Genomic DNA, 18400 nt, shown 5'->3' on the forward strand with positions numbered 1-18400 from the left:
ACCCCGCGTGACATCGAGAGCGGTGAGGCGCCCGGCTGCAAGGCACGAATCAGCTCAGCTCGTCGAGGAGCCGTGAGACGGGCAGCGCTTCTACACTCTCGGCCATCCGAAACTGCCGGTCGCCCGGATACACCACGTACAGCCGATGAAGCTCCAGCGTCTCGAGAGCGGATCGCATCGACGGCGTTAGGCGCGGCGCGGACGTGCGCTTGATCTCGAAGCCATAGCGGTGGCCACCCAGGATCGCGAAGAGGTCGAGTTCCGCGCCGGTGTAGGTGGACCAATGGTAGTAGTCCTCCGTCCTCTTGCCGGTGGCATGGACGATCTGCTGGATGACGAACCCCTCCCATGACGCGCCGACCTTCGGGTGCGAGGCGAGCGTCTCGCGGTCGTTCAGATCGAGCAATGCATGAAGGATGCCCGAATCGGCAATGTACACCTTCGGCGATCGAACCTGCCGTTTGCGGACGTTCTCGAACCAGGGACGGACTTGCCGCACCACGAAGTGCGAGGTCAACAAGTCGAGGTAGCGGCCCACCGTCGTGTGGGAAACGCCGAACGACCGGGCGAACTCGGCGGCGTTCCAGAGTTGGCCGTGCCAGTGGGCGAGCATCGTCCAGAACCGGCGCATCGTAACGGACGGCAGCGGATTGCCGAACGCCGGCAGGTCGCGCTCAAGGAACGTCCGGATGAAGTCGTCGCGCCAGCGGCGGCTCTCCCCGGACGATCGCGCGACATAAGACCGCGGAAACCCACCCCTCAGCCAGAGCCGATCGATGTCGCGCACGTCGCGAAGTCCGAAACCGTCGAGGTCGTGGAAGGCGACGCGCCCTGCAAGGGTCTCCGACGTCTGACGAAGCAATTCGGGCGACGCGCTGCCGAGAACCAGAAACCGCGCCGGCGCCCGCGGTCGGTCGGCCAAGACCCTCAGCAGCGGAAACACCTCCGGCAGGCGTTGAATCTCGTCGAGGACGACAAGCCCGCGAAGCCGTGGCAGTTCCAGGCCGGGATCCGCCAACCTGGCTAGATCTGCGGGATCCTCAAGGTCGAACCAGGTTGTAGATCCGCTGCGAGCAGCGACGAGTTGCCGGGCTAGAGTGGACTTCCCAATCTGCCGGGCGCCGAGCAGGGCGACGACGGGAGACGCTTGCAGTAGCTGCGTCAACCGGCGTAGATGGTGCGGCCGTTGGACCTGCATAGATTGAATTATGAGCGCTGCGTGTTCATTTTTCAATGTAACTACGCGGTTGTCGCGCCCGTGCGACGATGGTACGCTCGACTTCCGTGAGTGGTAACTCTACGACCCGTGTCATGCTGGGCGCCTTGATCGTCACGATGGGTTTGGCCGCCGTCGCCGACGCGCCGGCTGACGCCGCGCCGACGCAAGAGCCCGCAGCAGAGCGACGCCCGCTCAGTCCGCCCGGTCACTCAGCCACCCAGGTGGGCGGCACGTTCGACCCAGTACAGTACGGCTATCTTCACGGCCCCTGGATCGATGTTTATTACGGGCAGCCTCTCAAGCGCGGCCGCGACCTCTTCGGCCCGCCGGACTGGTCGGAAATGCTCAACGACGGCGCTCCGGTGTGGCGAGCCGGCGCGAACGAGACGACGCGCCTCGTCACCCAAGCGCCGTTGATCTTCGGCGGCACGCGGATCGAGCCGGGCGAGTACACGCTGTTCATCGACCTGGCGAATGACGGTTGGACCTTCATCGTCTCGACCTGGCCCGCGCAGCGAGGCTACGACGCCGAGAACCGGGACGCGCTGTTCGGGGCGTTCGACTACACGGATGATCGCGATGTGCTGCGGACGCCCATGGAGCTGGAGACCCTGCCGGTCGCCTTCGAGCAGCTCTCCTGGCAGTTCCTCGACATGACTCCCGAAGGCGGCCGCCTCGCCCTGATCTGGGACACCCGGTTGGCGTCGGTGCCGTTCACGATCGCCGCGGAGTGATACAGTCGGAGTGATGGCGCACGCCGCGCTCCACTTCGCGATCGCCCTGCTGCTTGCGCTTCTGCCGGGGGTGCAGGCCCTATGCGTCGACAGTTGCCTGGAGTTGCCGGCGGAGCTATCGCGCACGGAAGATCCCGCGTGCCATGACGCGCAGGCGAACGACAGCGGTACGCACCATCCGGAAGCCCCCGGTTCCGAAACCGGGTGCGACCATGACGATGCCTCGCGCACGCGGCCGGTCGCCAAGACCGGGATGGATCGCGTCGATACGCTGGCCGTCGTCGTCCCGACGATGCCGCAGGTTGCCGGCATCCCGCTCGTCCTTCCGGTGATCACGGATCGCGCGCCCTCGCCTGCACTGGATTTCGGCGGGTTCCTCACACCGCTTCGCTGCTGATCTCTTCGTCCGTTCCCGTCTCGGTTTTCGTTCAGCCGAATCGACCGATTGCCGGCGTTCGGGCGTTCAGCCCGTTCGCTAGGGAGCAGACCGATGAGAACCAATCGACGACAGTTTCTCGGCGTGACGCTTGCAGGCGTCGGCGCCGCGGCGGCTTCGGCAGAGCCGTCGACCGGCGCGGCAATCGCCAGCGCACCGGCCGCGGCGACGGCGGCGACAGCGGCGACAGCGGACGAGGATTCAAGACCGCTGCCGGTGGTCACCCCCGACCTGCCGACGCTGCAGCCACGCCGCATCGACGCCGACGGCGTGAAGGAGTTCCACCTGGTGGCCGAGCCGGTCCGGCGCGACTTCCTGCCGGGCCGCCCGGTCGACTGCTGGGGCTTCAACGGCACCATGCCGGGTCCGACGATCGAGGTGACCCAGGGGGATCGCGTCCGCCTCGTGGTGGAGAACCGCCTGCCGGAGCTCTTCGCCATGCACTGGCACGGCTTCGAGATTCCGATTGAAATGGACGGCGTTCCGGGTCTGACGCAGGACCCGATCGCGCCGGGTGAGACCTTCGTCTACGAGTTCACGTTGCATCAGCACGGGACGTTCTTCTACCACTCGCACATGGCGATGCAGGAGATGATGGGCATGATCGGCCTCTTCATCATGCATCCGCGCGAGGCGTACGCGCCGCGCGTCGACCGCGACTTCGGCCTCATCTTCCAGGAGTGGGCGCTACGGCCGAACAGCAACGTCCCGAACACGCTGGAGATGGACTTCAACTGGTTCACCATCAACGGCCGCGCCGGGCCGGCGACGACACCGCTGCTGGTGAGGCGGGGCGAGCGGGTCCGGATCCGGATGGTCAACCTGGGGATGGACCACCATCCCATCCACCTGCACGGCAACACGTTCGAGACGGTCGCAACCGAAGGAGGCCGCATCCCGCGCGCGGCGTGGCAGCCGGGCAACACGGTGCTGGTAGGCGTCGCCCAGGCGCGGGACGTCGAGTTCGACGCCAAGTACCCGGGCGACTGGATGCTCCACTGCCACCTGCCGCATCACATGATGAACCACATGGTGGCGATGGTCGGCCCGATGCAGATGCGTCACGGCACCTCCGACGATGCGCCGCAGGTGCCGGGCTTCCCGCAGGACATGTTCATGGCGATGGACTCGATGGTGGAGAAGCCGGAAACACGCGGCCTGCGCCCGACCTGGACCGGCGGAATGATGGGGATGATGACGCTGGTGCGCGTCCTGGAGGACGACCTCTACGACGCCATTCAGGCCGACATCACCGCCCGCCGGAACGGGGAGGTGGCGTGATGCCGCGGCCCTGGCTAACCGGCGCTGGCGCCGTCGCCCTGATGATGGTCATCGCCGCGTCGGCGCCGCGCGGCGCGCAGGCGCAGCCTTCAGGCGAGTCGCTCACGCTTGCCGCCCTCGAGCAGATGGCGCTCGCGCAGAACCCCACGCTGGCGCAGGCGGCGGCGGACGTGACGGCAGCGGACGCGCTCGCCCGGCAGGCGGGGCGATGGCCCAACCCGTCGATCGGGTACACGGCGGACGAGGTGAGCGGCGGCCCGGTTATCCGTTGGGGAGAGCACGGCGTCTTCGTCGAGCAGGTCTTCCCCATCAGCGGGCGCCTCGGAGCCGACCGCGCGGTGCGGCGGGGCGAGGCGGCCGAGGCGCGCGCGCACGAGGCGGCGCAGCGGCAGCGCGTCCTGACGATGGTCCGGCTGCACCACCGTGAAGCGGTGCTGGCCGCCGAGCGGGTGACGATTCGGGACGAGCTGGCCCGGCACGCGGCCGACGTGGTGACGACGACCCGGCAGCTCGCCAATATCGGCGTCGTCGACCGACCGGATCTCCTGGAAGCCGAAGCGGACGCGCATGCCGCGCAGGTGGCGGCGGAGGCGGCGCGGCACGACGAGTGGCGCATCTGGCGCGAGCTGGGCGTCGCGGTTGGCGACCCGTCGCTCCGGCCAGCGCCACTTGCCGCCGATCCGGCCGCGTTGCCGCCGCCCGTCGACGAGGGAATGGCGCTGGCCGTGCTGCTGCGCGACAGCCCGGAGCTGCGGGCGGCCGAAGCGGCGGTGACGCGGGCGGCCGCGTCGGTCGTGCGCGCGCGCAAGGAAACAAAGCCCGACCTGGTCGTCCGCGCCGGTCCGCGCTACAACCGCGAGCTGCTCGACCATGGCCCGTCGCCGGTCGGCATGGAAGCGTTTGCGGATGTCGGTGTCACCATTCCGCTCTGGAACCGCAACCGTGACGGCATCGCGGCGGCCGAAGCGGAACTGACGCGGGCGCGCGCTGAAGTGTCGCGCGTCGAGTTGGATCTGCGCGCCCGGTTCGCGGGGGAGTATCAGACCTACGCCGCGGGGGCGGACGATGTCCGCGCCTACCGCGACGAGATCGTCCCGCGGGCAGACGAGGCGCACCGCCTCCGCCTGGAACGCTACCGGCAGATGATGGCGGAGTACACCGACGTCCTTACGGCCCGGCAGCGTCTCTTCACCATGCGCGAGATGTACCTCGACGCTCTCGGCCGGGCGTGGCGCGCCGCCATCCTGATAGACGGCCTGCTGCTGGAGGACGGCCTGATGTCGCCCTGATCGGGTGATCCGGCGTCTGCCTGGTGCGCCGGCCTCCAGGCCGGCACTGGCTACGACTCGCTGCCGAACCGCTGCGCGTCGGACGCCGCGTAGTGCGCCATCATCCGGTCGAGGTTGACGGTCGCCTCGAGCCGGTCGACCACTTCCGCCAGCCGGCCGCCCGGAATGACGCAGGTCATCTCTTCCGGCCGCATGCCGGTCCGGGCGCGGCTCAGGGCGCAGCCCACGCTGGCGGCGACCGTGCCCTGCTCCTTGGCCATCGCCACGATGTGGCACTGCGGCTTCCCTTCGAACACCACATCCGGGCAGGCGCCTTTGAGCGTCATCAACGCCAGGCCATTGACTCGAAGCAGCACGACGTCGGGCGTCACCGCGGCTTCGGCCAAGGGTCCGTAGACCACCGAACCCGGGCGCTCCGCGACGTGCGGGAGACCCATGACCGCGGCCTGGTCCACCCAGCCGGCCGCAAGGACCGCCTCGACGTCATCCTTCGCCGCGGCCTCCTCCAGCGTCATGAAGCCATGCGTATAGCTGCCGACGCTGCAGTTGGCGTGGTCCGCCGCCTCCGTCGCAAACGTCCCTTCCGCGCCGTGGATCCAGAAAACGCAGCCGGCCGGGACCTGCCCGGTCCGCCCGCGATCGTTCGGTTCCGGATAGTCCGGCGTCACCCGGTCCGCCGGAGGGGTCTCTCCCGGCGCATGAAACGAGATCGCCACGGGCGCCCCGGTTGGCTTCAGCGCGGCTACGAGACGTTGGTTCAGGCTCTTCCAGTCAGTCGATGTATCAGACATGGCGCCCATGATACCCGAGCGGCCCTTGGGCATACGGCGGCCGGGCCATTGCAAATGTAAAATCATATATTGTATTTGCACAATTCAAAATGGGCGCCGCGTACTTCCCCCGCACCCTCACCACCACTATCCGCCGAGCGCTGCGGACATTTCCCGCCGTGATCGTCACGGGCGCGCGGCAAACGGGCAAGACGACACTACTGCGCGAGGAGTTCGGCGCGACCCATCGTTACGTGTCGCTCGAGCGTCCGGACGTGAGGGAGGTCGCACGCGACGACCCGACCGGCTTCGTTGCCGACGCCGGTCCTCGCGCCATCCTGGACGAGATTCAGTACGTGCCGGAACTCCTTAACTATGTCAAGGAGGCGATCGACGAGAACCGGCGACCGGGCTCCTGGCTGCTGACCGGTTCACAGGACTTCACCCTGATGCGTGGCGTCAGCCAGACGCTGGCGGGACGCGTGGCCGTGCTCCACCTCGATCCGCTCTCGGTGGCGGAGATCGCAGCCGCCCGCAGCACGCCCACGCTCGCGCGCCTCGTCGCGGGGCGCGCGATCCGCACCGTCGCGCCGCCACCCGACCTGGGCGACTGGCTCCACCGTGGCGGCTATCCCGAACCCCGCCTCAATCGGCGTGTCGATCGCGATCTCTGGATGCAGAGTTACGTTCAGACCTACCTGGAACGCGATCTCCGTAACCTGGAGCAGGTATCGGACCTGGAGACGTTTCGCGCCTTCTTCGCCCTGACCTGCGCCTCGACCGGGCAGGTGCTGAACCTGGCCCGCCTCGGCCGCGACGCGGGGGTGACCGGACCGACCGCCAAGCGCTGGCTCAACCTGTTGGTCGCGAGCCGCCTCGTAGCGCTGCTTCCCCCGTATCACCGCAACTTCGGCAAGCGGATCCGGAAGAGCCCCAAGCTCCACCTAGTCGATCCGGGTCTCGCCAGCTGGATGCTCGGCTATCGGACGGTCGACGCGATCCTACAGGGCCCGGCCCTCGGCGCCCTCACCGAATCCGCCGTCGTCGCCGAGCTCCTCAAGGCGGCCCACAACGGCGGCAGCCCACCCCGCCTCTTCCACTGGCAGAGCGCCAGTCTCGAAGTGGACATCGTCGCCGACATCGACGGTCGCCTATACGGCATCGAGGTGAAGGCCACGCGCACCCCGACCCTTCGGCACGCCGACCACCTCGCCCGTTGGTGTGAGCTGACCGGCGGCAGCGGCCTCCTCGCCTGCCGCACGGATCGGGTCCGCTCGCTCGGCAAGGGAATCCGAGCCGTCCCCTGGCACTTCTGCGTGGCAGCAGGCTGACTTGCGCCAGCCAGCGATCACTCCACCCGCACGAAATCGCGAGCGTCAGCCGGTGAGTCGAAGATCTCCCGCAGGCGCGTGCAGCGGTACGCGAAGACGCGCCGCAGGTCCGGGGCGACAAGGAAGCGATTCACCACGCGGCCGCCCGGAACGGCGTAGGCGACATCATCCTCCGCCACCGTCATGCCGACCTCTTCCCGGAAGCGGTGTTCGTGGCGCCACACCAGGTAGGGGCCGCGCTCCTGCTCGTCAACGAACCGGCCCGGCGGCTCCCACGCCGAGATCCGGCTGGTCCACCGGATCGGGATCCCCCGAAGGCGCAGCCGGTAGTCGATGGTCAATCCTTCGCGCATCTCGATCTTGCCGGACGTCAGCACATGGAACCGGAGCCAGGGCGGTGTTATGCGCTCCAGATTGCGGGCGTCGGCAAAGAACGGGAAGACCTCGCTCAGCGGGCGCCTCAGCCGGATTGATACGTGAAGCCGGTGCGTCTTGCGGGCCACTACTTTCAGCATAGCCCGAGCGATTCTTCGGGTTTCGTGGCCAGCGATAGGCTGTCCGAGGCGGGCCGCGCACGGTCGGAGGACTACGTGGCCCGCGCTGCTTGTTCGACGATGGCCTGCAGCCCCCGCACACCGTCGGTCAGGCACGCCGGACCGGGCTGCAGGATGATGGTCGACTTGATCTCGTGAACCGCGCCCGCACGTACCGCGTTGATCCGGTCCCAACCGGGTCGGGCAGTCACTTTCTCCGGCCGGAACTTCCGCCCGCACCACGAGCCGACGATGCGGTGCTCCTCTCCCAGGAGGTAGAACCACTCCGTGGTCTCCTCCGTCATGCAGACGATGCGTTCGGGAAAGCGGGGCTCGGACACCTGACGAGCGTACAGGAGTCCTGGAAGCAGCTGGCTGAACGCCTCTGCTAGCCTCGAGGGCTGGCGAACCAGCGAGCGCACCGGCTGCGGCTAGAGCCCGCGCAGGCCGAAGGGACCGCCGACCCCGCCGACCAGGCAATGTTCATTTCAACTTGAGAGAGGGATAATCCGGCGTCCGCGGCGTCAGCGTCCGGTTCGCACAATCCGCGATCAGGTCCAAGCCTTCCAGAACGATCTGCCCGATCAGCGGCTCGCTCAGCGGCGGGCCCACGACGCACTCTGTGACCATGAACCGATCGCAGACCTCGATGGCGACGGGACCTGCAACCGGCCGCTCGTCCCTGCGCTCGTCCGCGTACGTCACGATGGCCGTTCGGAGCTCCTCCAGTCCGAGCCGTTCGACGACGTTCTGAGGCAGCACGAGCATCACCGCGCCCGTGTCGACGACGCCGTCAACGTGGGTGCGGCGCACAGGTTCCGTCCGGAGTCCGCTCCTGGCGTTGCTCCGGTCCACGTAGTTTTCCAGGCCGACATTGACGACGATTTCGCCCACGGCACCCCCTCTTCCCATCGTAGCCGATCAGGATTACGCCACCGATTTCATCGGGGATAATCGAACCGATGTTCGTGCAGACGATAACGAATGTGCGGTTCCGGTAACGAGTCGCCACGCGAATTCTGATGCGCTATCTGGCCCTCGACCTGGAGGTCGGCAAGCGAAACGAGCGAATCAACGCGCTGGCAGCCGTCGATTCCAACGGCAGGTCCTTCGTCCGCACCAGGCTCAAGCAACGCGAGCTTGATGGCGCCCTGCGCGACCTCGACGATTTCGCCGAACCGGCGGACGTCATCCTCGGCCACAACCTGATCCACTTCGACTTGCCGCACCTGCGCGCAGCGGCTCGTCCGCGAACGGCGAAACGATCCGAAGCACGACGCCCGGCTCGCGCTTACGCTCTTCGAAGACGAACGCACCGAACTCGGCAAGGTCGGCGCCGACCTGCTGCTTACTTGGCATTGGCTGACGTCACGGGATGGCGACCTCGTGGCGTTCGATGCGTTGTTCAGGGCGTTGCGGGAGTCTTGGGAAGTCGTGGTGCCTGAGCTGATCTACGACTCGCGAGGGAGCAGGCAATAGGAAGAACCGCGGCCCGACCCTGAAAGCTCCGCGGCGTGCCCGTGCCACATGCTGCCGAACGGACTGAAGTTCCGCAGTCCTATGCAAAGGGTCCGGCCGAAACACCCGCCAGTCGCTCGACAAATCACCCGCTGAAGCTTCGACAAATCACCCGCTGTAACGTCGACAAATCACCCGTTAGGGTTGCGTGGCGCACCGCTGCCGGAGTACAACCTGTGCCAGAAAATTGGGCTGGTTATGACCTACCTGCCGCGAATCGTCGATGCCGAATTGGCCGATCTCCTGAAAGCCGCCGGAGCGGTTCTCATAGAAGGGCCCAGGGCAACTGGGAAAACGGCCACCGCCGCCCGGGCGGCACTCAGCGAAGTGCTGCTCGACGTGGACGACAATGCCAGACGAATGATCGGCGTAGACCCGGCAATCGTTCTGGACGGTGAGACGCCGCGGTTGATCGACGAATGGCAACTCGAGCCGATCATCTGGAACCACGTCCGCAGGGCGATTGATCGCCGCGGCACCCCCGGCCAGTTCATTCTCACCGGTTCCGCCGTGCCCGCCGACGACATCGCCCGGCACACCGGTGCCGGACGTCTTGTTCGCCTGCGCATGCGCCCACTGTCGCTTTACGAAAGCGGGCACTCCAGCGGGGAGATTTCGTTACGACGGCTGCTCGACGGTGCGGAGCAACGGACGCCGCAATCGGAAATGTCAATCGCCGCCCTCACCGAGTTCGTCTGTGCAGGCGGCTGGCCGGGCCACGTCGGCAAGGCTCTGGCCGGCGTCCTCCGCCTGAACCGCGGCTATCTGGACGACGTCCGCCGTACCGACGTATCGCGGGCCGGAGCCAAGACGCGCGACCCGGTGAAGGTGGGCCGTGTCCTGCGCTCGCTGGCGCGCAACGTGGCGACGCCCGCCTCCCTGTCGACACTGGCTGCCGACGCAGGCGACGACGACCAGGCTCTCAAGACCGATACTGTGGCCGAGTACTTGGACGCACTCGAACGACTCATGGTGGTGGAAAACCAGCCGGCCTGGTCACCGCACTTGCGGTCGCGCACGACGCTCCGACGAACGCCGGTCCGGCACTTCGTGGATCCATCACTCGCAGCCGCCGCCCTGAGTGCCGCCCCGGCGCGCCTGACGGCCGACCTCCAGTTCCTGGGACTGCTGTTCGAGTCTCTGGTCGTCCGCGACCTGCGTGTCTACGCCCAGAACACCGATGCACAGGTCTTCCACTACCGGGAAAAGGACGGACTGGAAGTGGACGCTGTGGTCGAGGCGGCGGACGGACGCTGGGTGGCGTTCGAGATCAAGCTCGGCGAACGCTGGGTAGACGACGGCGTGAAGAACCTGCGCAGGCTCGCCCAACGCATGGAGCAGAGCGACCACGGGAAGCCCTCCGCCCTGGCGGTGATCGTTCCCAGTGGATACGGCCACGTGCGCCCCGGGGAAGTAGGAGTCATACCCATCGGAGCCCTCGGGCCCTGACGGCCTCCCGGCGCTTGCTTATCGAGACGACGATCCTCGTATCTTCCCGCCATGCCCAGCTTCACGTGCCAGGTGTGCCAGACGTCGTTCACTGTCGCTCAGGCCGTGCTCGACAAGTACCCCGGCTGGCAACCGAGGTATTGCCGGATGCACTCGCCGAAGAAGCGCCCCGGCGCGCGACGCGCTGGCCGGACCGGTCCCAGTGGCGGCACGAACCGTGGCCGCACGCTGCGAGAAGAGAACCTCACGCTCGCCGAGGTCCTCGCCAAGTACCCGGAACGCACCGGCGCCGGTTCGGGCGTGTTCACCGACGGCAGCGCCGTCCCGAATCCCGGCCCCGGCGGCTGGGGCGTGGTCTGGGTCGAGGACGGTCGGATCGTCCGGCAGGCGCACGGCCACGACCCGAAGACGACGAACAACCGCATGGAGCTGCGGGCGCTGATCGAGGCGTTCACGATGCTGCCGGAGGATGCCGACGTGGGCGTGCTCAGCGATAGCGAGCTCTGCGTGAACACCATCACCCGCTGGGCGCCGGCCTGGGAACGGGCCGGCTGGAAGCGGAAGGCGGGTCCCATCAAGAACCTGGAACTGGTGCGAGAACTGCTCGCCCTCTACCGCGCGCACCCGGGCTGCAAGCTGCGGTGGACCGCTGCCCACACCGGTAATCGCTGGAACGAGTACGCGGACAGTCTCGCCACCGCCTGGATGCGCTCGACCCTCTAGCAGCCCGTGGCAACCACACCCGGACCCGGAAGCCCGAAGCGAAAACCCGCGCGGCTTGCGATCCGCCGTCTCCCGTTACGACAGGATGCCTCGGATGGGATGGCCGTCGACGTCGGTCAGCCGGAAATCGCGGCCGCCGAACCGGTAGGTGAGGCCGGTGTAGTCGAGACCGAGCAGGTGGAGCACCGTGGCGTGGAGGTCGCGCACGGTGTGGGCGTTTTCGACCACGCGGTAGCCGTACTCGTCGGTCTGGCCGTAGATGAAGCCCTTCTTGAGGCCGCCGCCGGCGAGCCAGAGGCTGAAGCCGTAGGGGTTGTGGTCCCGGCCGTTGGTCCCCTGGATGAACGGCGTGCGGCCGAACTCGCCGCTGAAGATGACCAGCGTCTCGTCGAGCAGGCCGCGCGAGCGCAGGTCCTTCACGAGACCGGCAACCGGCTGATCGACGGTTAGCGCATTGGCGGTGTGGCCCTCTATCAGCTTGGTGTGCTGATCCCAGGGATTGGCCGCCTGCCCCATGCCGTCGGTCCCCACCATCGTCAACTCCACGAAGCGGACGCCTCGCTCCACGAGGCGGCGCGCCACGAGGCACTGGCGGCCGTAGGCGGCGGTCGACGCGTTGGGTGAGTCCATCCCGTACAAGCGCTGGGTCGCCTCGGTCTCGCCGCTCAAGTCGGTAAGCTCGGGCACCGCCGTCTGCATCCGGTAGGCGATCTCGTAGTTGTCGATCGCCGCTTCGACCCGCGGCTCATCGCCGGTCCGGTCGAGAAAGCCGCGGTCGAGGTCGTCGATCACCGACAGCCGGGCGCGCTGCGCATCGTCCGATTCCGCCGGCCGGACGTTGTGCAGCGGCGTCGCCTGCCCCGGGTAGATGAGCGAGCCCTGGTGGACCGCCGGCAGGAAGCCGTTGCCGTACACCTGGATGCCGCCGAGCGGGATGCCGCCGCTGCCAAGCACGACGAATCCCGGCAGGTTCTGGTTTTCGGTGCCGAGGCCGTAGGTGATCCAGGCGCCCATGCTGGGGAAGCCGGTGAACGGCATGCCGCAATGGAAGTAGAAGTTCGCCTGGGCGTGCTCCATGAACGGCGCGGTCATCGATCGGATGACGGTCAGCTCGTCCGCCACGCCGCCGATGTGCGGGAAGAGCGCGCTGACCGGGATGCCGCTCTGGCCGTAGTTGGTGAACTCCCACGGGCTGGGCCAGATGTTGCCGTCCTGATTGAACATCGTCCGTTCGGTCTCGAACGGCATGGGCTGGCCGGCCTCGGCGGCGAGGCGCGGTTTCGGATCGAAGGAATCGACGTGGGACAGCCCGCCCGACATGTAGCAGAAGATGACGTTCTTCACCTTCGGCGCAAAATCGGGCGCCCTGGCGGCCAGCGGACCGTCGGCCGAGCCGGCGGCAGGAACCGCCTGCCGCGCGAGACCGGCGTAGGCGCTGTCCGCCATCAGCGCGGTCAGCGCGAGCCAGCCGAAACCGGTGGACGTCTGCCGCAACATCTCGCGCCGGGTCAGGAAGGGGCGCACCGTCGGATGCTGGCGTGGGTCGAAGGACATGGCTGCTCCTACGGCACGAAGATGAACTCCTTCAGATTGAACAGGCTATGCGCCACGTCCTGCCAAACGCCGGCATCGTACAGCAGCAGGGACGTCTCGGCGCCGCGCTCGGCGGCCACTCCGTTCAGGTAGCCGACAATGCGCGCGCGCTCGTCTTCCGCCGGCGGCCGGCCAAGAGCCCTGACGAACATGTGGTCGATGCGTCCCTCGACCGTCCCCGCTTCTCCCTCGGCGAGACGCCGGCCCCACTCCGCTGCCTGCCCGACGACGAACGGGCTGTTGAGCAACGCCAGCGACTGCGCCGGAACGTTCGTCGTGTCGCGCTGGCCGCGCGTCGTCGCCGGCGTCGGCAGGTCGAAGACCGCCAGGAATGGGTTGTGCGAGTTGCGGCGGATCTCCTGGTAGATGCTCCGGCGGCCGTCGCCGTCCACCGGGCCGTTGTCGTCGAAGTCCTCGTTCGCGGACAGGGCCGAAGCGTAGTGGACCGGTACCGACGGGCCGTACATCTCGGGGTCCAAACGACCGGAGACGCTCAGCATCGCGTCGCGGATCGCCTCCGCGTCGAGCCGGCGCAGGTTGGCATGCTGCAGCAGGCGGTTCTCCGGATCGCTGTCCGTCGCCGCGGCCGACGGCTGGCTGTCCATCCGGTAGGCGCGGCTTAGGACGAGTTGACGGACGAGCTGTTTGACCGACCACCCGTCCCGGACGAATTCCGACGCGAGGTGATCGAGGAGCGCCGGATGCGACGGCGTATCGCCGAGGCGGCCGAAGTTGTCGACGGTGCGGACCAGGCCGTAGCCGAACAGGTGGCGCCAGACGCGGTTCACCGCAACCCGCGCGGTGAGCGGATTGTCGGACGCGGCGATCGCTTCGGCGAGACGGAAGCGTACCTGCCCCGGTTCGTCGTACGGACGCCCATCGAGTGCGGTCAGGAACGACCGCGGCACCAGATCGCCCAGGTTCGTGTGGCTGCCGCGGACGAGCAGCGGCTGATCGGGAGCCGCTTCGTCAACGACGCCCGGAGCCCGGCGCGCCACCGGCACGTCCCGTTCCAGCAGGCGGTACTGCGCGACCGGCGCCCGCAGCTCGACCAGTTCCTCCAACGAGCGCGGCAACAGGTCGGCGCGGACAAACTCGTCCAGGAAGACCGCCTGCTGTTCGGTCAACGTGTCGTCGCCCCAGGCGGCGACCGCTTCCGCGAGGCGCCGGCCAATCAGCGCCGCAAGCTCCTCCCGGTTCCCCGGCGCGCGGTCGTCCGCCGCGTCACGTTCGAAGAGGGAGCGAACCGGGACGACCGTCTCCTTCGGCGTCGCCCTTGTGTCGTGAAATACGATGCGGCTCGCCCCGATGGCCGACCGGCCGTCGGTGCGACGCACCGGCCGGTTCTGCGCACGGCCATCCTCGGGGTCGAGGATGAACATCGTGGCGTCGTCCTGCGTCGCGAACTCGATATAGGCGGTGAAGTGTTTCCAGAAGCTGGTGTCCCACTGCGCCCAGCTCATCGCGTCCTGCTTCGGGCTGTGGCGCAGGTGGTAGATGCCGCCCCGCGGGACCGCGTAGTTCTCGATGATCAACTGCGCGAAGCTGAGGTTGCCTCCCAGCACCCGGAAGCTGATGTAGTCGCTGTCGATCCGGAAGCGGGGCGTCTGGATGACGCCGGCGTGCTTGTCCGACAGCAGGTGCGTGTAGGCGCCGGCGGGGTAGATGCCGGTAAGCAGGTTGTCGCCCCGGCGTGCGATGGCGAATTCTCCGGGGCGGGACGGAACGGCGGTGCGGCCGACCCCGTGGCCGACGGTGGCGGCGTAGTCGTCCGGATCACTCAGGTCCCAGGCGGGTTCGAACTGCTCGGCATTGAACCGCTCGCGGTCGGCCAGTTCGGCTTCCCAGTGGGCCTCGACCTCGTCCCAGGCGTCCGGGAAGTCGGCCGCCGCCGCGAGGGCGCGCCAAGCGGCGAGGACGCTGCCGGCAACCCGCTGGGCCGCTTCCTCCGCTGCCGCGGCAGCCTGCGCCTCGACGGTCGGCGGTTCCGCGTCCTCCGCCGCCGCCGCCGCATCCGGCCCGGCCGCGTCCGGCGCCGGGTCGAGCATCGCCAGCAGTTTCCCGCTCACGTCCGCCGCGTCGCGGATCCAGCGGTCGGCCAGCGCGGCCCGGATCTCCGTCTTGAGATCCACGAGCGCGTCGCGGTTGGTTGCGAGCCGGTCGGGATCGTCGATCGCGCGCTGTGTCGGGCGGGCTCCATACAGGGTGCCGAAGAACGAGTAGTAGTCCCGCTGGCTGATCGCGTCGAACTTGTGATCGTGGCACCGGGCGCACGACACCGTCAGTCCCAGGAACGCCTTGGAGGCGACATCCACTTGGTTGTCGGTCCACTTGACGCGGTCCTCCCAAGGGTCGACGGGCTGATAGCCATGCTCGATCAGGCGGAAGTTGGCGGTGCCGAGGAGCGATTCGTTCGTCCCGGCGTCCGGATCGATGCGCGGCTCCGGAAGCAGGTCGCCAGCCAGGTGTTCGCGGATCAACTGGTCGTACGGAACGTCCGCGTTGAACGCGCGGATCAGGTAGTCCCGGTAGCGCCAGGCAGACGGGATATCGGGATCCCCTTCGCTCCCGTGCGACTCGCTGTAGCGGAACAGGTCCATCCAGTGGCGCGCCCACCGTTCGCCGAAGTGGGGCGATCCCAGGTAGCGGTCGACCAGGTCCGCCCACGCCGTCGGTGACCGGTCGGCGGTGAAGCGCGCGATCTCGGCCGGCGTGGGGGGCAGGCCGCGCAGGTCGAACGACAGCCGCCGGACGAGCGCCGCGCGGTCAGCGTCGCCGGCCGGGCTGAGTCCTGCGGCCTCGAGCCGCGCCAGGATGTACCGATCCTCTACCGTCGCCGGCCAGGCCTCGTCACGGACGGCCGGCGGCCCCGTCGCATCGACCGGCTGCCACGCCCAGTGCGTTGTGCGGCGCGCTTCGAGGTCGAACGGCTCGGAGGGATCGGGGGTGTCGGCCGCGGCGCGGGCCGTCGGCCAGGGAGCGCCCATCTCAACCCAGCGGGCGACGGTCTCGATCTCGGCGGCTTCGAGCGCGCCGGTCGGCGGCATCAGGACCGGGCGGCCGTGCAGCCGCTGCACGATCGGGCTGTCAGCCGGGCGGCCGGGAACAAGCGCCGGACCCGTATCGCCACCCTCCAGCATCGACTCGCGGCTGTCGAGCCGCAGACCGCCGAACGGCGTCGCGACGCTGGCGCTGTGGCAGGCGTAGCAGTTGTTGGCGAGGAGCGGACGGATCGTGGTCTCGAAGAACTCCGCCTGCTCCGCCGTGGGTGGCTGCACGGCCGGCGCCTGGGCCGCGGCCAGCCCAGCCGCGCCCGCGAATGCCGTCGCCACGGCCAGTGCCTGCTTCAGAAGCATCTCGGGCCAGTTGAATGCTGCCAGAGGGGCAATGTACTACCGCCGCCAAGTGGGAGCAAACCGTGCCCGGCGCCAAAAAAAGAGCGGGCGTCCCATGCGCCTCGTCATGGAACGCCCACCCGAAAGGGCTCCGCGGACAGGAGGGACAGTCCGCAGGCCCAAACTCGCGCTTGCAGTCATTGACGACGACGATTGCGAAAACGTTCAATCTGCCTCTCGCGCCGCTCTTCGAGTCGCTCCCGGCGACGCTCCTGCAACTCGTGCACCTCCTCGCGCTGCTCCGCCGTCAGAACCTCCAGAATGTCGGCGCGGAGCCGGGCCCGCCGGACCAGCGCGTCGGCCTCGAGTGAGGCAACGGCGGCGGCCAACTCCCGGATCCGGCCTTCCTCCACCGACTCGCCGCGCATCGCGTCCCGCAGTTCCCGCCGCGCATCGCGCATCGGCTCGCGCGCCTCGGCGGCCGCTTCCCGCGCCTCATCGCGGATCCGATCGATCCGTTCCTCCTGCGCATCGCTCAGATCGAGCCGTCGGAGCGGGAGCAGCCCGGCCCGGCCGGGACCTCCGCGGGCGCCGGGACGGAAGCCGCGCCGTTGCGTCTCGACGGCCGCCGCCGTCTCTTCCTCCGCAGACGCCGGCTCGCCGAACCACGCGAATCCGCCCTGCGTCAGGACCATCGTGACCCCCAGGGCAACGACCGCTCCCAGAACCTGCTTTCGTGTAACGTGCTTTCTCATCGTGTGCCTCCTTCCGTGCTGCCGTGCATCCTGTGCTTACCGACTGGTCCCGGGGAGCGATTCTTCCCGGTGAATCGACGGGAATAACGAAGGAGAAGCCGCGGTCTATGGAGAACGCCAGCGCGATACGGAACCATGATGATGATGACTGGCGTCGAGAGCGAACGATGGACGGTCGGGACGAGCCTGGCAGTGGCAAGCGCCTGGCCCGATGCCGGACGGCGCGACCGAACTAGGGTGACGACTGACAAGGCCGTCTGGGCGGCCGATCCAGCCGATGCCGAGCGCGTCGATCCGGATCGCGCCGACGTGGAGGCGGCGCGCGGCGGCGATGCCGGTGCGTTCGAGGCGTTGGTGATTCGTTACCAGGCGCGCATCGTCAGCTTCGCGGCAGCCATCGTGCACGACACGGGCGCGGCCGAAGACGTGGCGCAGGAAGCGTTCATTCGGGCTTGGAAGGGCCTGCGGAGTTTTCGGGGCGATAGCGCGTTCAAGACCTGGCTGTACAAGATCGCATCCAACGCCGCGCGGACGCATCTCGAGCGGCACGTCCGGCAGGCGCGCGTCGGCAGCGAGAGCCTGGACGACGAGGAGGCCGCGCTCCGCGCGGATGAGGTGCCGTCGGGGGCGACCGGCGTCGAGGAGACGTTGACCACCCGCGAAGCGATAGACGGCGCCCTGGCACAGTTGCCAGAGGACTGGCGGCTGGCGGTCGTGCTGCGCGACATCGAGGGACTCGACTACAAGGAGATCGCGGAGGTGACCGGCGCGCCGATCGGCACGGTCGAGTCGCGTATCTTCCGCGCACGGCGGCGGTTGCGGCCGCTGCTGTGCACGGTCAGATGACGGTCGTCCCGACGAGAACACAATGAGAGACGGGAGCGGAACCATGACGTGCGAACAGGCGGAGTCGTTGCTCGTGCGCGCCGCCGAGGGGACGCTCGATACGAAGCGGCAGGCTGCGCTGGATCTACACGTGGCCGGGTGTGCGGCGTGCCGCGACGAGCTCGACGCGCAGCGCTCGGCTCGCGCCCTGTTGGCGGCGCGGCCCGATGCGGCCGTGCGCCCCGGCTTTGCAACGCGAGTCATGGCCAATCTGCCGGCGCAGGATCCGGCTGGCGCGCTCGACGCTGCCGCCGTGGCAGGCGGCGCCTGGCTCGACCTGCTGAACTGGCGGGTCTGGACGATCCGGCTGGCTCCGGTCGCCGCGACGCTGGCGGTGGCCGCCACGCTCGGCTTCGGGTCCGCAACCAACGGTGCGGACGAGACTGCGGCGGCGGGCGAGGCAATCGCCTTCACCGACCTCGCCGCCGCGTGGGCGACCGACGACGGAGCCAACGACGCGGTGATGCGGCTCTGGCAGGACGAGGTGGACGCCGAGGGCGACGACCTGTTGATCGATCTGCTGCTTGCCGGGCAGTAGGGTAAGGATGA

General features: G+C 68.3%; 17 protein-coding genes and 1 pseudogene. 9 read left to right on the top strand and 9 right to left on the bottom strand.

Annotated elements, in window-relative coordinates; all coding sequences use genetic code 11:
• Positions 1 to 49: 49 nt before the first annotated feature.
• Positions 50 to 1198, bottom strand: coding sequence for an ATP-binding protein (locus F4Y45_01715; GenBank protein ID MXY23223.1), 1149 nt, complete (start codon positions 1196 to 1198; stop codon positions 50 to 52).
• A 68-nt stretch (positions 1199 to 1266) separates the two neighbouring features.
• Here F4Y45_01715 and F4Y45_01720 point away from each other — a divergent pair, with 68 nt between their 5' ends.
• The 4 genes from F4Y45_01720 (at position 1267) to F4Y45_01735 (ending at position 4959) form a co-directional block, all read left to right on the top strand.
• Complete coding sequence (locus F4Y45_01720) at positions 1267 to 1953, top strand: DUF2911 domain-containing protein (GenBank protein ID MXY23224.1); 687 nt, start codon at positions 1267 to 1269, stop codon at positions 1951 to 1953.
• 13 nt (positions 1954 to 1966) lie between these two features.
• Positions 1967 to 2350, top strand: coding sequence for a hypothetical protein (locus F4Y45_01725; GenBank protein MXY23225.1), 384 nt, complete (start codon positions 1967 to 1969; stop codon positions 2348 to 2350).
• 93 nt (positions 2351 to 2443) lie between these two features.
• Complete coding sequence (locus F4Y45_01730; protein ID MXY23226.1) at positions 2444 to 3670, top strand: copper oxidase; 1227 nt, start codon at positions 2444 to 2446, stop codon at positions 3668 to 3670.
• Positions 3670 to 4959: a TolC family protein gene (locus F4Y45_01735; protein MXY23227.1), complete on the top strand. Its 1290-nt coding sequence runs from the start codon at positions 3670 to 3672 to the stop codon at positions 4957 to 4959. Before F4Y45_01730 ends, F4Y45_01735 begins: the two co-directional genes overlap by 1 nt.
• 50 nt (positions 4960 to 5009) lie before the next feature.
• On the opposite strand, the gene F4Y45_01740 is transcribed toward F4Y45_01735, so the two are convergent.
• Positions 5010 to 5816: a hypothetical protein gene (locus F4Y45_01740; GenBank protein ID MXY23228.1), complete on the bottom strand. Its 807-nt coding sequence runs from the start codon at positions 5814 to 5816 to the stop codon at positions 5010 to 5012.
• Positions 5817 to 5839: 23 nt separating this feature from the next.
• On the opposite strand from F4Y45_01740, the gene F4Y45_01745 reads away from it, so the two are divergent.
• Positions 5840 to 7060 (top strand): ATP-binding protein, encoded by a 1221-nt coding sequence (locus tag F4Y45_01745; protein MXY23229.1) that lies wholly within the window; start codon positions 5840 to 5842, stop codon positions 7058 to 7060.
• A gap of 17 nt (positions 7061 to 7077) precedes the next feature.
• On the opposite strand, the gene F4Y45_01750 is transcribed toward F4Y45_01745, so the two are convergent.
• The 4 genes and pseudogenes from F4Y45_01750 to F4Y45_01765 form a co-directional block, all read right to left on the bottom strand.
• Positions 7078 to 7575: an SRPBCC family protein gene (locus F4Y45_01750; protein MXY23230.1), complete on the bottom strand. Its 498-nt coding sequence runs from the start codon at positions 7573 to 7575 to the stop codon at positions 7078 to 7080.
• Positions 7576 to 7646: 71 nt separating this feature from the next.
• Positions 7647 to 7847 (bottom strand): annotated as a pseudogene (locus F4Y45_01755) (cobalamin-binding protein).
• Positions 7848 to 8076: 229 nt separating this feature from the next.
• Positions 8077 to 8505 (bottom strand): hypothetical protein, encoded by a 429-nt coding sequence (locus tag F4Y45_01760; GenBank protein MXY23231.1) that lies wholly within the window; start codon positions 8503 to 8505, stop codon positions 8077 to 8079.
• Positions 8506 to 8534: 29 nt separating this feature from the next.
• Positions 8535 to 8795, bottom strand: coding sequence for a hypothetical protein (locus F4Y45_01765; GenBank protein ID MXY23232.1), 261 nt, complete (start codon positions 8793 to 8795; stop codon positions 8535 to 8537).
• 514 nt (positions 8796 to 9309) lie between these two features.
• Here F4Y45_01765 and F4Y45_01770 point away from each other — a divergent pair.
• Entirely contained in the window at positions 9310 to 10560 is a 1251-nt protein-coding gene (locus F4Y45_01770) for an ATP-binding protein (protein MXY23233.1), read from the top strand.
• Positions 10561 to 10707: 147 nt separating this feature from the next.
• Positions 10708 to 11283, top strand: a complete 576-nt coding sequence (locus F4Y45_01775; protein ID MXY23234.1) for a ribonuclease HI — start codon at positions 10708 to 10710, stop codon at positions 11281 to 11283.
• A 75-nt stretch (positions 11284 to 11358) separates the two neighbouring features.
• Here the strand turns inward: F4Y45_01775 and F4Y45_01780 are convergent, their stop codons facing one another.
• From F4Y45_01780 to F4Y45_01790, 3 genes are all read right to left on the bottom strand, one after another.
• Positions 11359 to 12837 carry a DUF1501 domain-containing protein gene (locus F4Y45_01780; protein MXY23235.1) on the bottom strand — a complete coding sequence of 493 codons (1479 nt, stop codon included), beginning with the start codon at positions 12835 to 12837 and terminating at the stop codon, positions 11359 to 11361.
• An 8-nt stretch (positions 12838 to 12845) separates the two neighbouring features.
• On the bottom strand, positions 12846 to 16232 hold the full coding sequence (locus F4Y45_01785) for a DUF1553 domain-containing protein (GenBank protein MXY23236.1): 3387 nt from the start codon (positions 16230 to 16232) through the stop codon (positions 12846 to 12848).
• Between the two features lie 176 nt (positions 16233 to 16408).
• Positions 16409 to 16966, bottom strand: coding sequence for a periplasmic heavy metal sensor (locus F4Y45_01790; protein ID MXY23237.1), 558 nt, complete (start codon positions 16964 to 16966; stop codon positions 16409 to 16411).
• Between the two features lie 144 nt (positions 16967 to 17110).
• Between F4Y45_01790 and F4Y45_01795 the strand changes: the two genes are divergently transcribed.
• Both F4Y45_01795 and F4Y45_01800 read left to right on the top strand, forming a co-directional pair.
• Positions 17111 to 17812: a sigma-70 family RNA polymerase sigma factor gene (locus tag F4Y45_01795; protein MXY23238.1), complete on the top strand. Its 702-nt coding sequence runs from the start codon at positions 17111 to 17113 to the stop codon at positions 17810 to 17812.
• Positions 17813 to 17834: 22 nt separating this feature from the next.
• On the top strand, positions 17835 to 18389 hold the full coding sequence (locus F4Y45_01800) for a zf-HC2 domain-containing protein (protein ID MXY23239.1): 555 nt from the start codon (positions 17835 to 17837) through the stop codon (positions 18387 to 18389).
• Positions 18390 to 18400: the final 11 nt, after the last annotated feature.

Source organism: Acidobacteriota bacterium (assembly GCA_009838525.1).
Taxonomy (GTDB): domain Bacteria; phylum Acidobacteriota; class Vicinamibacteria; order Vicinamibacterales; family UBA8438; genus VXRJ01.

Bases quoted from the DNA above. Each gene is read 5' to 3' on its own strand.
- F4Y45_01775 (MXY23234.1), top strand. From the start codon at position 10,708: ATGCACTCGCCGAAGAAGCGCCCCGGCGCGCGACGCGCTGGCCGGACC.
- F4Y45_01785 (MXY23236.1), bottom strand. From the start codon at position 16,232: ATGCTTCTGAAGCAGGCACTGGCCGTGGCGACGGCATTCGCGGGCGCG.
- F4Y45_01720 (MXY23224.1), top strand. From the start codon at position 1,267: ATGGTACGCTCGACTTCCGTGAGTGGTAACTCTACGACCCGTGTCATG.
- F4Y45_01760 (MXY23231.1), bottom strand. From the start codon at position 8,505: ATGGGAAGAGGGGGTGCCGTGGGCGAAATCGTCGTCAATGTCGGCCTG.
- F4Y45_01795 (MXY23238.1), top strand. From the start codon at position 17,111: ATGACTGGCGTCGAGAGCGAACGATGGACGGTCGGGACGAGCCTGGCA.
- F4Y45_01745 (MXY23229.1), top strand. From the start codon at position 5,840: ATGGGCGCCGCGTACTTCCCCCGCACCCTCACCACCACTATCCGCCGA.
- F4Y45_01715 (MXY23223.1), bottom strand. From the start codon at position 1,198: ATGCAGGTCCAACGGCCGCACCATCTACGCCGGTTGACGCAGCTACTG.
- F4Y45_01740 (MXY23228.1), bottom strand. From the start codon at position 5,816: ATGATTTTACATTTGCAATGGCCCGGCCGCCGTATGCCCAAGGGCCGC.
- F4Y45_01730 (MXY23226.1), top strand. From the start codon at position 2,444: ATGAGAACCAATCGACGACAGTTTCTCGGCGTGACGCTTGCAGGCGTC.
- F4Y45_01725 (MXY23225.1), top strand. From the start codon at position 1,967: ATGGCGCACGCCGCGCTCCACTTCGCGATCGCCCTGCTGCTTGCGCTT.
- F4Y45_01770 (MXY23233.1), top strand. From the start codon at position 9,310: ATGACCTACCTGCCGCGAATCGTCGATGCCGAATTGGCCGATCTCCTG.
- F4Y45_01750 (MXY23230.1), bottom strand. From the start codon at position 7,575: ATGCTGAAAGTAGTGGCCCGCAAGACGCACCGGCTTCACGTATCAATC.
- F4Y45_01800 (MXY23239.1), top strand. From the start codon at position 17,835: ATGAGAGACGGGAGCGGAACCATGACGTGCGAACAGGCGGAGTCGTTG.
- F4Y45_01735 (MXY23227.1), top strand. From the start codon at position 3,670: ATGCCGCGGCCCTGGCTAACCGGCGCTGGCGCCGTCGCCCTGATGATG.
- F4Y45_01790 (MXY23237.1), bottom strand. From the start codon at position 16,966: ATGAGAAAGCACGTTACACGAAAGCAGGTTCTGGGAGCGGTCGTTGCC.
- F4Y45_01780 (MXY23235.1), bottom strand. From the start codon at position 12,837: ATGTCCTTCGACCCACGCCAGCATCCGACGGTGCGCCCCTTCCTGACC.